Source organism: Paenibacillus wynnii (assembly GCF_000757885.1).
Lineage (GTDB): Bacteria > Bacillota > Bacilli > Paenibacillales > Paenibacillaceae > Paenibacillus_AQ > Paenibacillus_AQ wynnii.
This window is the reverse complement of record NZ_JQCR01000002.1, coordinates 1,029,665-1,045,056: the sequence shown is the minus strand read 5'-3', so window position 1 is coordinate 1,045,056 and position 15,392 is coordinate 1,029,665. Positions and strand designations below refer to the sequence as shown.

Annotated in this window: 14 protein-coding genes; all 14 read left to right on the top strand. The window is 46.1% G+C overall.

The annotated features are described in order from the left end of the window. Positions 1-553: 553 nt before the first annotated feature. The 14 genes from PWYN_RS07280 (at position 554) to PWYN_RS07215 (ending at position 15,377) form a co-directional block, all read left to right on the top strand. Positions 554-2,200: a sensor histidine kinase gene (locus tag PWYN_RS07280; protein ID WP_036649957.1), complete on the top strand. Its 1,647-nt coding sequence runs from the start codon at positions 554-556 to the stop codon at positions 2,198-2,200. 21 nt (positions 2,201-2,221) lie between these two features. Further along, on the top strand, positions 2,222-2,857 hold the full coding sequence (locus PWYN_RS07275) for a response regulator (RefSeq protein WP_036649955.1): 636 nt from the start codon (positions 2,222-2,224) through the stop codon (positions 2,855-2,857). A 328-nt stretch (positions 2,858-3,185) separates the two neighbouring features. Then, on the top strand, positions 3,186-3,920 hold the full coding sequence (locus PWYN_RS07270) for a YveK family protein (RefSeq protein ID WP_036649952.1): 735 nt from the start codon (positions 3,186-3,188) through the stop codon (positions 3,918-3,920). Then, positions 3,904-4,545, top strand: a complete 642-nt coding sequence (locus tag PWYN_RS07265) for a CpsD/CapB family tyrosine-protein kinase (RefSeq protein WP_036649949.1) — start codon at positions 3,904-3,906, stop codon at positions 4,543-4,545. Before PWYN_RS07270 ends, PWYN_RS07265 begins: the two co-directional genes overlap by 17 nt. Positions 4,546-4,596: 51 nt before the next feature. After that, positions 4,597-5,487 (top strand): UTP--glucose-1-phosphate uridylyltransferase GalU, encoded by an 891-nt coding sequence (gene galU, locus PWYN_RS07260; RefSeq protein WP_036649946.1) that lies wholly within the window; start codon positions 4,597-4,599, stop codon positions 5,485-5,487. A gap of 57 nt (positions 5,488-5,544) precedes the next feature. Continuing rightward, entirely contained in the window at positions 5,545-6,237 is a 693-nt protein-coding gene (locus PWYN_RS07255; RefSeq protein WP_036649944.1) for a sugar transferase, read from the top strand. Positions 6,238-6,262: 25 nt separating this feature from the next. Continuing rightward, the gene (locus PWYN_RS07250) at positions 6,263-7,198 is read left to right on the top strand and encodes a glycosyltransferase (RefSeq protein WP_036649941.1); all 936 of its coding nucleotides are present in this window, start codon (positions 6,263-6,265) and stop codon (positions 7,196-7,198) included. 9 nt (positions 7,199-7,207) lie between these two features. Beyond that, positions 7,208-8,521, top strand: a complete 1,314-nt coding sequence (locus PWYN_RS07245; RefSeq protein ID WP_036649938.1) for an O-antigen ligase family protein — start codon at positions 7,208-7,210, stop codon at positions 8,519-8,521. A gap of 29 nt (positions 8,522-8,550) precedes the next feature. Beyond that, positions 8,551-9,324 (top strand): WecB/TagA/CpsF family glycosyltransferase, encoded by a 774-nt coding sequence (locus PWYN_RS07240; protein ID WP_036649937.1) that lies wholly within the window; start codon positions 8,551-8,553, stop codon positions 9,322-9,324. Next, positions 9,321-10,808 carry an O-antigen ligase family protein gene (locus tag PWYN_RS07235; protein ID WP_084146634.1) on the top strand — a complete coding sequence of 496 codons (1,488 nt, stop codon included), beginning with the start codon at positions 9,321-9,323 and terminating at the stop codon, positions 10,806-10,808. The genes PWYN_RS07240 and PWYN_RS07235 overlap by 4 nt, the downstream gene beginning before the upstream one ends. Beyond that, complete coding sequence (locus PWYN_RS07230) at positions 10,774-12,159, top strand: oligosaccharide flippase family protein (RefSeq protein ID WP_036649934.1); 1,386 nt, start codon at positions 10,774-10,776, stop codon at positions 12,157-12,159. The genes PWYN_RS07235 and PWYN_RS07230 overlap by 35 nt, the downstream gene beginning before the upstream one ends. 50 nt (positions 12,160-12,209) lie before the next feature. Further along, positions 12,210-13,064: a glycosyltransferase family 2 protein gene (locus PWYN_RS07225; protein ID WP_036649932.1), complete on the top strand. Its 855-nt coding sequence runs from the start codon at positions 12,210-12,212 to the stop codon at positions 13,062-13,064. Continuing rightward, complete coding sequence (locus PWYN_RS07220; protein WP_036649928.1) at positions 13,051-14,244, top strand: glycosyltransferase family 4 protein; 1,194 nt, start codon at positions 13,051-13,053, stop codon at positions 14,242-14,244. The genes PWYN_RS07225 and PWYN_RS07220 overlap by 14 nt, the downstream gene beginning before the upstream one ends. After that, positions 14,238-15,377 carry a glycosyltransferase family 4 protein gene (locus PWYN_RS07215; protein ID WP_036649926.1) on the top strand — a complete coding sequence of 380 codons (1,140 nt, stop codon included), beginning with the start codon at positions 14,238-14,240 and terminating at the stop codon, positions 15,375-15,377. The genes PWYN_RS07220 and PWYN_RS07215 overlap by 7 nt, the downstream gene beginning before the upstream one ends. Positions 15,378-15,392: the final 15 nt, after the last annotated feature.

Here is a 15,392-nt window from a genome sequence, read left to right as displayed (position 1 = left end):
GTATTATTTAGGTAATATCTGCTGAACTTTAGCAGGTCTTAAGGATTATGCTGGAGATGAGAACATTGAGAGAGTTTTACTGCATAAGATGCCATAATCTCCATAGGGTCGATATTAAAAAAAATCTACATTTTTTACGAATTCTATCTACCGGTTATCATATTGTAAGCGAGCGGCGGTACCAAACTTGCATTTGTGATCCTTCGGGTCCATCCACATCCGACTTGTCCAAAGGAACGCATGGTATTAAAGACATACATAACATCAAAGAATAAGAGCATAAACTCAAAAACACCCCGTCTACTCAGTATATGGGGTGTTTTTGATCCATACATAACATGAACTTAACGCCAAAACAAACAGATTAAGGCGACTTTGATATATGGATGCGCTTTATCCCATAAATTGGAATAAAATTACGTTAATTATTTGTGATGTAAGCGGTCACAGGAGGTGAGCCAACTTGTTATTGTGATTTTTCTCATGTATGATGCTTTTAAACAAAGACATATAAGCTCGCATTTTCCACAAAATTGGAGAATAGGGTGGTTGGATGAAAATTAAATCAACTTCAGAAGAGAAAATGTTTGCCTTTTATAGATTTTTTTCTTTGTCCCTCACATCACTTATGTATATCCTGGGTAAATCGGGGCCTTCTATATTATATAAATCGCTACTTATACTTCTGTTACTTATCCTCGCTCGGGGATTTACACTTACTTATCGAAGGTTTCGCGACAAACCTCAGGCTCTAATGCTGGTTGTGAGTACAGAGATGGCAGGTATCATACTGCTTACTCTATTAACAGGCGGATATGAAAGTCCATTCAAGCTTTATGTTCTTAATCCCGTTCTTGTAGCTGCAGGATCCTTAACCTTCTACTTCGGCTGGAGTTTGCTCTTCGGTTATATCGGAGTCATCGTCGTATTTTGTTACCTTTTTATGAATACTGAGAGCAAAAATGTGTCTTCTGCAATTTTAAATAACGGAAACTTGTTTCTAAGCCTAGTACTTACGGTTACTATTATGCAAATGGTTGTTCGGATGAAACGCCAGCGTGAAGAAGCGGATGCGCGAACGAATGAAACCATGGAGCACATAAAGTCGCTCTATAACATTGTAGAAACGTCGAGTCAGCATGATTTTTTGAACATCGGGCAGGTAATCACCGATTATGTAGTTAAGCTTACGAAATTAGATAAGGCATTATTCTGGTTCGCTAAGAAGAGCGGGGAACCTGCTCCTCAGAGCCGACAGACGGGATGGCAACAGCAGGAAGAATTATATCTGTTTGCAGAGCTGGAAAAGCATGAACATGAATGGAGATTGCAGCGGGAGCCAATATTTAAAAGTCTACCAGGATTAGGAGACTTCCTTCTTATGCCTGTACGGATGAGCACCCGGTTTGTAGGGATGATTGGCGTGAAGTTGGAAGCGGCAGAAGGACTGGAAGGGCGACGCTGGTATATTCAACAATTGATGTTTCTGTCGGAGCTAAGCGCAATTATTCTGGAACGTCATGAGCTCGGTGTAATCGAGAATCGGTTGATTGTTACGAATGAGCAGAACCGGATTGCCGATGAAATGCATGATAGTGTATCCCAAAGTTTGTTCGGAATCGTGTATGCGACACATTCCCTGAAGCAGACTTGGAGTACCATGACAGAAGCCCAGTTAGAAGAGCAAATAGAACTTATTCACGATTCGGCTACAAAGGTTGCCAAAGAGCTGCGGATTACCATTTATAGCTTAAGCTCTAAGAAGAGCGGCGGTCCGACCTGGCTCGGGATGGTAAGGTCACATTTAAAAAGCTTGTCACGATTAAACGACGTGGAGATTGAACTAAAAATAACGGGGGATGATTTCAGTCTCCCTTATCCATATCATAAAGCTCTCTTTCGAATTATTTCGGAAGCTACAGGCAACGCCATTCGTCATGGTGCTGCCAGAAGGATAGAAGTGGAGCTGTCACTGAAGCCGAAATGGATAAAGCTCTCTATAAGCGATGACGGGGTAGGATTTGATACCAGCCTGCTGTGGTCAGAGTCAGAGGAACATACGGGTGGGCTTGGCATGAAGAACATGCAGCATTTAAGCCAGTCCCTAGGCGGCGAGTTCCAACTTACAAGTAATGAAACTGCGGGAACAAGAATAATGATTTCTATACCGGTTGGTGTGGCCGAATTAAAGAACGCATAAAATTAGCAAGGAGGTCGTTCAATGAAAATCGTCATTGTAGATGATCACCCGTTGGTTAGAAGAGGGCTGGCAGCAGTCATATCTATGCAACCTAATGTGCAGTTTGCTGGCGAGGCCACAAATGGTACTGAAGCACTTCGTGTATTTCAAGAAATTCAGCCTGATTTAGTATTGATCGATCTGAAGCTTGCCGATGAATCAGGGCTGGATGTAATTAAGATGGCTAGAGCAAATGGAATCACTAGTAAATTTATACTCTTAACCTCCTCCGCGAGTCGAGAGGATTTCCTGAAGGCTGAGGAAGTGCTGGTAGACGGCTATGTATTGAAGGAAGCCCTGCCAGAGGAATTGCTTTTTGCCATCCAGTTGGTCCACAAGGGACGTAAATATTATGACCCCGGGCTTATGGAGGATAAAATGCGAATGAGCGTCAGCAGTCCGACCGATGAATTAACACCGAAGGAAAAGGAAGTGTTGATTGAACTCGGACAGGGTGCGTGTAATCGGGAAATTGCTTCCCGGCTATATATCAGCGAATTTACGGTCAAGAAGCATGTGAGCCAGATTCTTGCAAAGCTTCAGGTAGCGGATCGTACACAGGCCGCCCTTTATGCCAACGCTGTAGGAATTACGAAATACGAAATGTCCTACGAGTAACCTTTAATGCACGGACGTTATGTCCGTGTTTTTGTTTTTTTCTAAGGTCCAACTAAACATCTTCTGAATGAATCAATAGTTTTACGACTAGCTTCTGCGAGGGCCTTGCAGGGGCTTTTTTTGTCGAGCAGCTTATTACAGTTTTGTATATGGTACAAAAGTATACCATACGCCCCCTCGTAAGCAGTAGACGGACTAACTCGAAAGTGAAGAGGAAAGTGATGGTATGAGCCATGTGGTAAAACAAGCGACTTGATAGAATAAAAGTAAGATAACTGAAACTTTCATGATTGCTTTCAAAGATATTTTATACGGAAGGAGGGTTACTGTGGAAAGGACGATTTTAGATTACATTAACCTGATAAAGAAAAGGTTATGGTTAATCACAATATTTGTAATGATCTCTTGTGCAACAACCTTCTATGTAAGTAAAAACTTCGTTGTACCCGTCTACTCCGCTTCTGGACAGTTGTTGGTCAATAATGTTGCAAATGCACCTGAGGGTAATAAACTTAACGATTTAAATTTCAGCCTCAACCTCATTGAGAGCTATAAGGAAATCCTCTACTCGCCAACCATTATGAAAAGTGTTGTTGCAGCTCACCCCGAGTTCGGTCTGACGGAAGGCGAACTAAGCCAGAAGCTGAGTATTAAATCATCGGAGAAGAGCCAAGTAATTAACATCAGCGTTCAGGACGAGAGCTACACGAAGGCGGCTACGATTGTAAATGCGGTATCACAGACGTTCATTCGGAACTTGCCCTTACTAATGAAGTTGGACAATGTTACATTCTTGACTCCTGCTGATCCGACAGACAATCCTGCACCTGCCAATAGCGGTTTTATGATGAACATCATCATTAGCTTTGTGGTAGCACTTATGGCTGCCTTAGGAATTATCTTGCTGATGGAGACACTCAATAACACACTGCGTACGGAAAAAGAAGCAGAACATGATCTGGGTCTTCCGATTATCGCCACGATTCCGGTAATACGTAAAAGGGATCTTGGGAAGTCAGCAAAAGCAACAGTAGGGGAGGGTGCTTATGTTACGGCTGAATAACAGTCTTATCGCCGACAGCAGTCCTTCATCGTATATTTCGGAGTCCTTCCGCTCGCTGCGGACCTATATCCGGCATTTGGGACTACTGAATAGCAACAAAGGAACGGTGCTGCTGTTCACTTCAGGTGAAGCCGGTGAGGGGAAGACAACAATCCTGGCCAATCTGGCCGTATCTTTTGTACAGGATGGCAAGAAAGTGGCAGTAATTGATTGCAACCTCCGCAATCCCAGCCTTCATTCCGTATTTGGAATAGAAGGCAGTGATGGACTTACGTCCTACCTGAGCGGGGCAGAGAAATCGAGTGATATCTCGGCTTATGGAAGTCTTGCGAATCTCACAGTGATTCCTGCCGGTGTAACCAAAGTTAGTCCGCCGGATTTGCTGGGCAGTGAGAAAATGACGATTTTGCTGGATGAGCTGAAAGAAAGCCATGATCTAATCCTGCTCGATACTCCGCCGGCAGTAGAGTACAGCGATGCCCGTATACTTGCCCCTTACAGTGACGGTGTTATCCTCGTTGCCCGTTACGGTAAATCGAAGCGGGACTCCATACGTAAGGTTAAAGTACTTATGGAGCAAGCCGGTTCCAAAATACTCGGTATTGCCATGAACCAAGCCAAATAGCTGATCCAAGAAATGAAGTCTAAGCTTACAAAACTTAAGGAGGTTAGTGCGATGAAAAAGGTCAAAAAAGTTATTATCCCTGCAGCTGGGCTAGGAACGCGCTTTCTTCCTGCAACCAAAGCAATGCCTAAGGAAATGCTTCCTATCATCAATAAACCTACGATTCAGTACATTGTGGAGGAAGCGATCGCTTCCGGAATTGAAGACATCATTATTGTTACCGGTAAAGGTAAAAGAGCCATCGAAGATCATTTCGATAACAATTTTGAATTGGAACAGCGTCTGCTGGAGGACGGCAAGATGGAGCTTCTAAAAGAAGTTCAACGTTCTTCCAAGGTTGAAATTCACTATATTCGTCAAAAAGAACCCAAAGGCTTGGGCCATGCAGTCTGGTGCGCCAGACGATTTATCGGGGACGAACCCTTTGGCGTTATGCTCGGCGATGATATTGTAACGGGTCAGACTCCTTGCCTTAAGCAGTTGATCGATCAATATGAAGAAACGCAAAACTCGGTAATCGGTGTACAAATGGTTCCCGATGAATTCACCAACCGTTACGGAATTATTGAACCGGATTTTCAAGAGGATCGACTGTACCGCGTTAACAACTTCGTGGAGAAACCGCCACTGGGGACGGCACCTTCCAATCTGGCGATCATGGGCCGTTATGTATTTACACCTAAGATTTTCAAGTATCTGGACCTGCAAGAGAAGGGGGCCGGAGGCGAAATTCAGCTGACGGATGCCATCCAAAAGCTGAACCAAAGTGAGCGGGTCTATGCCTACAACTTTGAAGGCACGAGATATGATGTGGGCGAACGCTTAGGATATATTTTAACCACATTAGAGTTCGCATTACAAAAAGAAGATCTGCGCTATCCTTTGATGGACGCAATGGCGGAATGGTTAAGCAAGGCTGGTCAAACAGCCGCGAACGGGTAAGGAAATTGATCAAACGAAGCTGGTGCTTCATACAATCCAAGGAGGAATGAGGAGAAAATGAGCATGCAAAAACTGCCGGAAGATTATGAGTACGTCCTGCCGAAACTTTACATGCTGCATACCAAGGAAGGAACGAAAGATTCGGATTCCTATCTTGTAATGAAACGGATGATTGACATCATTTTCTCCGCTCTTGGTCTTCTTGTACTGCTGCCCTTATTCGTTGTAGTTGCTGTGCTGATTAAGCTGGAAGATCCGAAGGGTAAAGTCTTCTTTTGGCAAAATCGTGTAGGCAAAGATGAGAAGCAGTTCCCTATGTATAAGTTCAGATCTATGGTATCCAATGCCGAAGAGCTGAAGAAGAATTTGTTAGCCCATAACGAGGTAAGCGGAGCGATGTTCAAGATTAAGAACGATCCCCGTATTACACGGACAGGAAGATTCTTGCGTAAGACGAGCATTGACGAACTTCCACAACTGTGGAATGTACTGATCGGCCATATGAGTCTGGTAGGTCCGCGTCCTCCACTTCCTGAAGAGGTAGCTGAGTATACGGATTATGACAAACAGCGTCTTACAGTAACGCCTGGGTGTACGGGATATTGGCAGGTGCATGCTAGAAACAGCGTAGGTTTTGATGAGATGGTACAGCTTGATTTAACTTATATTCATATTCGCAGTACCATGCTCGATTTGAAGATTATTGCCAAGACAGGCTTAATGCTTCTTGGTTCAAAAGATGCCTATTAATTTTTTGGAAATTAGGTGAATGCCGATGCGTGAATACGGACTCGTTCCTAAGGTTTCCATTATTATCTGTACTTACAATCGGGCAGGTTTACTTAACAAAACCCTTCAATCCCTGGTGTTGCTGGAGAATTTGGACCTTGCCGAGATCATTGTAGTGGATAATCGTTCTAAAGATCATACAGAAACTGTTGTAAAGGATTTTATCGATAGGAACGTGGATGATATTGATACCCGTTATATTCTAGAACCGGTACAGGGACTTTCCGCAGCACGGAATACAGGAATTCTGGCCTCAAAGTCTCAGCTTATTGCCTTTCTGGACGATGATGCTATTCCTTGCAAGACATGGATCACAACGATTGTGTCCACCTTTGCGGAGAGACCGGAAGTCATGGCTATGGGCGGGAGAATTGCTCCGATATTCGAGAGTAAACGTCCAGAATGGCTGATCAAGCCCTTCGAACTCCCTTATACCATTGTCGATCTGGGCAACCGGATTCGGGAATATCCCGGACGCCTTCATCCCTGCGGAGCCAATATGGCTATGCGGAAAATCGTATTTGATCTCAGCCTGTTTCCTCTGGAGCTCGGAAGAAAGGGAGAATCGCTTCTCTCAGGTGAAGAGGCCTGGCTGTTCGGGCAAATGCAAAAAGAAGGGCATTCCATCCTGTATCACCCGCTAATGGCTGTCGATCATTTTGTACCGGCAAGTCGACTGACGGAGTCCTGGATAATGAAACGATATTACAGCCAGGGCATATCTAACGCTATGAAGCGGGAGGGTCTCACAGGTAACGTGCTCCTGTTGGGAAAAACGGCCGCCAAAATAGTGTATGTACTGGTAGACTCCATCCTTTCAAGGAGTCAGGGAAGAAGGCTTTTGAACAAATGTCGGCTAGAGAGTATTCGCGGAACTCTGAATATGGTCTTTAACCGAAAGAGGGAATCCGCAGCGGGGTGAGGAAAAGACATGACTAATTTTCATTGGGCCTCCAAAATGAACGCCCTGCCATACGGGATGCTCTTGTTATTGTCAGCCCTGTTTCTCGGAACAGCGGTCATCTACCAACCGGTTCTAGCCATTGCAGCAGTACTTCTGATTATCCTATTGGGCGTTTCAATTTCAAGGCCTGAATGGATCAGCTACTTCGTTCTTTTAACGACTGCAATTTCCATTAACTTTTTGTATAACGGCAGCTTGTTCGGGATGGAAATACTATCGCTGTATAAGCTGGCTATTGTCGGGTTGCTGGTACCGTGCATTCTAGTAAACGGTCTGCGTTTCAAATTGAGTTATCCTCTGTGGGTGATGGTAGTCCTGGTCTTCATTACCTTCGGATTTTCCAGCTGGCTGCCGCAGATGACCTCCTCCATTGCAATCAAAGCTTTTATCGGACTTTCACTTCCCTTTGTATTTCTCTTAATCAACTGGAAGAAGGAAGTTGCCGAGACGCATATCCGTATCATCTGCCTTTTGCCGGCAGTCAGCCTTGTAGCAGGTGTTTTACTCCAAGCGGCTAACCTTCATAACCTGTTGGACGTAGAATTCACCGGCGCTGTACGAATACAAGGAGCAAACATTCCAGCGCATCTGGCGATGCTGGCGTTCATGGGGATCGCAGTTTCCTTTATTGAAATCAAGCGAAAACCGCAGAATGCCCGTTTTTTCTACAGTATGCTGGCCTTGAATTTTTTCATTCTAATTGGAACGGGTACACGGGGTCCTATATTGGCACTGGTATTAATGCTTTTATACTACTTTTACGATATTTCCCGTCAATATCTTAAGGGTAGAACGTACTTCCTGATCCCGCTGCTCTGCTCCTTTCTTCTGATTTTCGCCGCTGTGTTTATGCAGCTGGACAATATCAAAAAGCGTTCCTTTGAAAGAACGACGGAAACCGGCATTGACTTATCAGGGCGGGCCGAGGCTTGGGAGTATTTTCTGAATAAGGCTGAGGATTCTCCTTGGACAGGAAGAGGGCTTGGAGCTGTAACTGTAGCTAATGATGGGACGTTGTACAAAGGCTTTGTTGTTCCTCACAACGAATATATCCGGTTTTACTTCGATGGGGGCTACATCGGTGCCATATTGCTGCTGCTTTCCTTGCTCACTGTGTTTTCTCTAATTTACAAAGCTTTGGCGCCGCCGGTCAAACCCTATTATTTGTTCTTTATTGCAGGGTTTCTAATCTATTCATTCTCTGACAACACACTGTCGACGGTCCAATTTATTATTCCATTCTGTTGGTACCTGAACTGCTTGTACCGATCTTCACAGTAGGCCGATTCCCCACAAAAAGAAGTGATACGATGAATCAAGTAAATATGTTCGATGTCAATTTCGATAACTATGATTTCATGGATCTGCTTGATTATATTGATCGGGCGATACAAGAAAGAAATCAATCCTACATCCTAACGTGCAATGTTGACCATGTCATTAAGCTAAGAAAAGACAAGGAGTTTCAAACGATTTATTCAGAAGCAGGCGCAGTGGTTGCTGATGGAATGCCGCTGATCTGGGCATCGCGAATGCTTGGTAAACCGCTCAAACAAAAGGTGTCTGGAGCCGACTTGTTCAGCCGGCTGGGTAATGCTTTTGAACAAAGGAAATACAGGTTGTTCTTCTTAGGTTCCGCACAAGGGGTACCGGAGAAGGCTACGATGAATCTTAAAGCAGCTTATCCGCAAATCAACGTCGTTGGCTGTTACTCTCCTTCTTATGGATTTGAGAATAATGAGGAAGAGAACAAGAGAATCATCCAAATGCTTACGGATTGTCAGCCGGATATCGTATTCGTCGGTGTAGGCGCCCCTAAGCAGGAAAAGTGGATTTACCGCCATTACATGTCCTATCAGGCACCGATTTCCATCGGAGTGGGAGCGACTTTTGATTTCCTCTCAGGCTCAGTAAAGCGGGCGCCGGACTTCATGCAAAGAACAGGACTGGAATGGTTCTGGCGGCTTAGCCAAGAACCTGGACGACTCTGGAAAAGATATCTTGTAGACGATGCCCAATTCCTGGTTCTGCTGCTCAAGGAAATGCGCAAGCGGAAAAAGGTGAAAGGAGGAGGGCTTGAATGAATGTACGGACAGGGAACGCGGGTAAGAAGTTCGGTGAATTCCTTTCGTTTTCCTTGCCTGTCACATTAGCAGCCATTTGTATCCTTCTTCCCCTGATGATCGGTTTTGCCAGTGCCAAGCTTAGTTCAACCAGCAGTCTTCAGGGAGTGATATTATCCGGCATTTTGTTTCCCGCCTTTATACTGGCGATACTGAAGCCGCGGATATTGATTCCTTACACGCTGTTGATTTGGGCCATTGCCCCGGAGCTGCGCCGAATAGCGGATTGGGCAGAGGGAGTCTATCACTCGGTATCACTGCTCAGTCTGGCACCCTTGCTGACAGGAGCAACCTTGGTTATTCCAGTTCTGCGGGAAATACACAAAATGAAGCGCTCCTCTAACCGGATCGTCTTATTATTCGCAGCAGCACTAGCATACGGGGCCCTAATAGGTTTGGCGAAGAACGGCATGGGCTCGGTATATGATCTGGCGAATTACATTGTACCGCTGCTTCTAATCCCATTCTTTGCAGTAACGCCTTTCACTACCAAAGATATGGATCGTCTGCTTCACGCTTACGCCAATATCGCGGTCATGGTCGCAGTATACGGGATTATCCAGTATCTAACCGTTCCACCCTGGGATGCATTTTGGATGAGGCATGCGGATATGATCTCCATTGGGTTGCCATATCCTCTGGAAATCCGAGTATTCTCTACCTTGAATTCACCCGGACCTGCAGCCGCTTTTCTAGTATTCGCACTAGTGCCGATGATTCTGGAGAAAAGATGGCAGGGAAGCCTGCGCTGGATTGGAGTACTACTCGTTGTAGTATGTCTCTTGACCACTCTAGTACGCTCGGCTTGGTTGGTTCTGCTGGTGATGCTGCTGGTGTACATCGGTTCTTCCTCCTCCAAGGGGAAATGGAAAACACTGCTTCAGATTACTTTTGTCGCTTGCGCCTTAATCTGGATCGTTCCCAAGCTTCCCGGAGCGGAAGGACTTGTAGCCAGAATGGAGACATTGACCTCTGTAAAGGAAGATCATTCGTATAACGAACGTCTCGGCTTATGGCAAAACATGCTTCCCATGGTCGCTGCTAATCCTGTAGGTGAAGGTATCGGCAGTGTAGGAACAGGAACTAAGCTTGGGAACGGCGGAGAGCTCGGTGAGTATGGAATTATGGATAACGGGTTTATCGCACTGCTACTAACCTTCGGGGTTGCGGGCGCCGTCTTCTTCTTCGGAGCATTAGGCGCAGTCGTTAAACAAATAGTTGTCAGAGTCATCCGTAAAGACAGCGAGCAGCCATATGCTCGGCTGGCCCTGGCAGCCTGGTGCGGAGCGATTGCAAGTCTAGTATCGGACAACGGTTTTCCCGGTATGAAAGGATATCTAATCTGGATGCTGATCGGTCTCGGCCTCAGCGCTAAAGAGGTTATTGAGAGCAGAAAGAAGGGAACACCACATGCAGCAATTGAACGCAAAATCATTTCCAACTAACTCGGTCTGGTCTTCGTTCCGAAACTTTACGAAGAGCAAAGGCAACAGCTCAGCCGCCGTTAAAACTATGTTTGTCAGCATTCTAATCTTGCTCCTTAACATGCTGACTGGTGTGCTGACCGCCCGTTATCTCGGACCGACGGGTAGAGGTGAACAGACAGCGATGGTGAACTGGTCGCAGTTTCTGGCGTTCAGCATGAGCTTTGGTATTCCCTCGGCGTTAATCTATAACGCCAAAAAAAATCCGGATGATGCCGGTGTGTTGTATCGGATGGCCTTAATGATCGCGCTATTCTTCGGAACCGCCGCAATGATTGTTGGAATAATTGTACTTCCTTACTGGCTGAAATCCTTCAGCCCGGATGTTGTACAATTCGCACAATGGTCAATGATCCTTTGTCCGCTAATCGTCGTCTCCCAGATCAATAATGCAGCCTTCCAGTTCCGAGGGGATTACAAGAAATTTAACTGGCTTCGATATCTTACTCCTCTCCTGACACTAATCATGATCGGGGTATTGATTCTAACTCACACCATGAATCCATTTACCACGGCGTTTGCATACCTGTTTCCTTCAGTACCGCTGTTCATCTGGATGACATTCAATCTTCTGCGAACCTATAGAGTGAAAATGCGGGACAGCTATCAACAGTTCAAAAAGTTATTTACCTACGGTTTAGGTTCGTACGGAAATGATCTGCTGGGGCAGTTTTCCTTCTATATTGATCAGATAATCATTGCAGGCCTGCTCCGTCCCGCTGATCTAGGGCTGTATGCAGTGGCTGTAAGTCTTTCACGGATGGTCAACTTCTTTTCAAACTCGATTACAGTGGTGCTGTTTCCAAAAGCCTCTGAATTATCGAAAGAGGAAGCCATCAGCCTTACTTTCAAAGCCTTTCGGATTAGTACTACCTTTACAATGATCGGATCGCTGATCTTGATGTTGGTGGCCCCTCTAGTGATTCCATTACTGTACGGCAAGGATTTCAACACGGCATTAACAGTGTTCCGACTGCTGCTGCTGGAAGTAACGATTAGTGGAGGGACGCTCATACTGGCACAGGCTTTCATGGCACTGGGAAAACCGAAGTTTGTATCCATACTTCAGGGTGTGGGCTTGATCCTGGTTATACCGCTGTTATTCTTCCTAGTCCCTAAGTTCGGATTGTTCGGTGCAGGTGTAGCCATGCTCTCGTCAGCTATACTGCGGTTCGGATTTATCATTCTTAATATCAGATTTAACTTAAAGGTTAAGATTCCACGGCTGCTCATTAACGGGCAGGACATTCAATGGATGAAGACGACGATGAATTCTTACATTCGCAAGAAACCTATGGATGCTAACGGGTAGAGGCTAAGGCCTTGAAACCCCGGATTTTTAGACAAAAGGAGGAAACTTTCATGGAGTCAGTAACAAGCGTGCTTGGCGGCCCGGGCAGTTACCCGATTTCGGTGGTCATCATCGCCCAAGATGACGAAACTCGAATATCGAGTGCGATTCAGTCTTGCAGACTTTTCGCCGATGAGATTGTGGTTATCGACGGAGGAAGCAAGGATGGGACGGTGCAATTGGCCGAAAGCCTGAATTGCCGGGTGTTCGTCAATCCATGGCCCGGATACGCTAAGCAAAGGGAATTCGGAGTGGAACGCGCCATCCATGATTGGGTCTTCCTCATTGATACCGATGAAGTGGTAAGCGACGAATTGGCTGCGGATATTCTGGAACGCAAGCGTGGACTTACGGATATAACGGTAGCTTATTCCCTTTATAGAATCGGTGATTTTCTAGGCAGGTGGCTGGATCGCGGTGAATACCTGGTTCGACTGTATAACCGCAAACAGTACGGTATCCGTAACAGCCTAGTGCATGAAATGCCTGATGTTTCGGAGGATCGGACGGTCCGACTTGAAGGGGTGCTGTGGCATCAAGGCTTCCGCAGTATTAACGATCATGTGTCCCGCTTCAATAAATATACCGATCTTGAAGCACAGACGGCATATGCCAGCGGCAAGCCGTTCCGGATTAGTCTACTGCTGCTTCGTCCACCGGCACGATTCCTGCAGAAGTATTTCCTGCATGGATTATTCAAAAAAGGGATATCAGGCTTCGCCGTATCGGTGTTCTGGGTTATGTACGAATTCATGGTCGGCTTCAAGCATTACGAACTGCAAAGCAAGAACAGCTTGGCCCAGCATAATGCGGAGGGTCAGGCTGAGAAGGAGAAAAAAGGGGAGAGAAGCTATGCCGTACAGTGAAGGATTGAACATTATGACGACCGGCCTTAGCTGGCCCTCGTTACAACCAGGCGGATTAAATACCTATTTCAAATCCGTTTGTGAGCAGCTCTCCTCACGAAACCGGGTACATGCGCTGATCTGCAGTCAAGAGAAGCCTACAACCTCTGAAGAACTGATTATTCATAACGCCGGTGATCCGAAGGATGCTATATGGAAACGCAAGGATGCTTTTCAGCGTAAGGCGGCTGATCTAATGGGAAGTGGAAGTGGTCGAATTGATATCCTATACACCCACTTCGCACCTTATGGAATCGGTCCTGCTATGGAAGCGAAGAAACGCGGAATACCTGTAGTCATGACGTTTCACGGACCTTGGAATGAAGAAATGAAGATCGAAGGTCAGGGCATCAAACACCGGGTCAAAACAACGATAGCCAAATCTATTGAACATAAAGCCTATAAGCTGGCGGATAAGTTCATCGTACTCAGTGAAACATTCCGTGACATGCTTCATGATCTGCACGGCGTTCCTTTTAATAAAATCATAGTCATCCCGGGTGCTGCCAATGTAGAAAGATTCGTTCCGGCAACCAATCGCCTAGCCATCCGGAGAACCTTGAATCTGCCGGAAGGCGCAACTACCGTCTTGACGGTTCGCAGGCTGGTGAACCGAATGGGATTACTACAGCTGCTAGAGGCTTGGAAGCAAGTGTCGGAGCGTTTCCCTAATGCGATCCTGCTAATAGGTGGCAAAGGCCCGCTGCGCGGAGAGCTGGAAGAGAAAATTGCCGACTATGGCTTAAGTAATAAAGTAAGGCTGCTCGGATACATTCCGGATCATGAACTAACAGGGTATTACCAAGCAGCGGATCTCTTCGTAGTTCCTTCACAGGCACTGGAAGGCTTTGGACTAATTACCGTCGAAGCAATGGCGACCGGATTGCCGGTTATGGCTACACCAGTCGGAGGCAACAAGGAAATCCTGCAAGGCTTCAGACCGGAACTGCTGTTCAAGAGTCCAGCCAGTGAAGATATGGCAGAAGGCATTATCCATATGCTTAGCAATCGAAAGCTCCTTCCATCTCGTGATGAATGCAGAGATCATGTACTTGAGAAATACACATGGCAGCATGTAGCTGACGGAGTAGAAGCTGTATTCCGGGAAGCTCTTGAAAAGGATGTGGCTGCAGGATGCTAAGAGTAGCTTATATAGACCATACCGCTAAGTGGAGCGGAGGCGAGGTAGCCTTGTTTAACATCCTGACGAACATCGGAGAGCAGATTGATCCGCTGGTTATATTGGCAGAGGAAGGCGTGCTGGCTGAACGGCTTAAGGAAAAGGGGATCGATGTACGGATTATCCCCCTGGATGAAAGTGTTCGGTCTCGCGGCCGGAATGCCGTTAATTTAGGCGCCCCTGGTGCATTGTTCAAACTTTTGGCATACGGCCGAAAGCTGGCGCCTCTACTGAAGCAAGAAAAAGTAGATTGTGTTCATACCAACTCATTGAAATCAGCTCTATACGGTACCATTGCCGCCAAAAAGGCCGGCGTGCCCTTAATCTGGCATATTCGTGATCACATCGGTGCTCCGTATTTGAAGCCGGTGGTTGCGAAAGCTATCCGATTACTGTCACGTTTACTTCCAAACGGTGTAATTGCGAATTCCCACTCCACATTAAATGCCTTGGAGCTGCCGCGTTCCAAAAAAACATTGGTTGTCTACTCGGCTTTTGCCAAAGCCATAGGCGGCGGGATCGGGAAGAGAGATCAGAAGGATTTCAACGTATTACTTGTCGGCCGTTTGGCGCATTGGAAGGGCCAGCATATTGTGCTGGAAGCCGCTAAGAAGTTCAGCCAAGACGGGCGCGTGAAATTTTGGCTAGCCGGTGACGCCTTGTTTGGAGAAGAGGAATATAAGAAGGAATTGGTTCAGAAGATTGAACAAGATGGATTAACGAATGTGAGCCTCCTAGGTCACGTGGAAGATATACAAGGAATCATGAACACAGCGGATTTACTGATACACACCTCAATTACACCCGAGCCGTTTGGTCAGGTTATCGTTGAGGGAATGGCGGCGGGACTTCCCGTTATCGCTTCGAACGAAGGGGGCCCAGTGGAAATTGTCATACCCGGTGAGACGGGAATGCTGATCCAACCTGGTGATCCTGACCTCTTGGCAGAATCCATTACATGGATGCTGGAACACCCTGAGGAGAGAAGAAAGATGGCGGACAACGGTATGAAGCGGGTGAAGGAGCATTTTGTAATCGAGAACACGGTCAGGGATATTGTGGACTACTACAAAGGCTTGCTGGCAAGCACCTGACTTAGAGCTTCGGAG

What these genes read in the sequence shown, in the direction of transcription:
- PWYN_RS07280 (WP_036649957.1), top strand. Translation starts at nt 554, where the DNA reads ATGAAAATTAAATCAACTTCAGAAGAGAAAATGTTTGCCTTTTATAGA.
- PWYN_RS07275 (WP_036649955.1), top strand. Translation starts at nt 2,222, where the DNA reads ATGAAAATCGTCATTGTAGATGATCACCCGTTGGTTAGAAGAGGGCTG.
- PWYN_RS07265 (WP_036649949.1), top strand. Translation starts at nt 3,904, where the DNA reads ATGTTACGGCTGAATAACAGTCTTATCGCCGACAGCAGTCCTTCATCG.
- galU (WP_036649946.1), top strand. Translation starts at nt 4,597, where the DNA reads ATGAAAAAGGTCAAAAAAGTTATTATCCCTGCAGCTGGGCTAGGAACG.
- PWYN_RS07255 (WP_036649944.1), top strand. Translation starts at nt 5,545, where the DNA reads ATGAGCATGCAAAAACTGCCGGAAGATTATGAGTACGTCCTGCCGAAA.
- PWYN_RS07250 (WP_036649941.1), top strand. Translation starts at nt 6,263, where the DNA reads ATGCGTGAATACGGACTCGTTCCTAAGGTTTCCATTATTATCTGTACT.
- PWYN_RS07245 (WP_036649938.1), top strand. Translation starts at nt 7,208, where the DNA reads ATGACTAATTTTCATTGGGCCTCCAAAATGAACGCCCTGCCATACGGG.
- PWYN_RS07240 (WP_036649937.1), top strand. Translation starts at nt 8,551, where the DNA reads ATGAATCAAGTAAATATGTTCGATGTCAATTTCGATAACTATGATTTC.
- PWYN_RS07235 (WP_084146634.1), top strand. Translation starts at nt 9,321, where the DNA reads ATGAATGTACGGACAGGGAACGCGGGTAAGAAGTTCGGTGAATTCCTT.
- PWYN_RS07230 (WP_036649934.1), top strand. Translation starts at nt 10,774, where the DNA reads ATGCAGCAATTGAACGCAAAATCATTTCCAACTAACTCGGTCTGGTCT.
- PWYN_RS07225 (WP_036649932.1), top strand. Translation starts at nt 12,210, where the DNA reads ATGGAGTCAGTAACAAGCGTGCTTGGCGGCCCGGGCAGTTACCCGATT.
- PWYN_RS07220 (WP_036649928.1), top strand. Translation starts at nt 13,051, where the DNA reads ATGCCGTACAGTGAAGGATTGAACATTATGACGACCGGCCTTAGCTGG.
- PWYN_RS07215 (WP_036649926.1), top strand. Translation starts at nt 14,238, where the DNA reads ATGCTAAGAGTAGCTTATATAGACCATACCGCTAAGTGGAGCGGAGGC.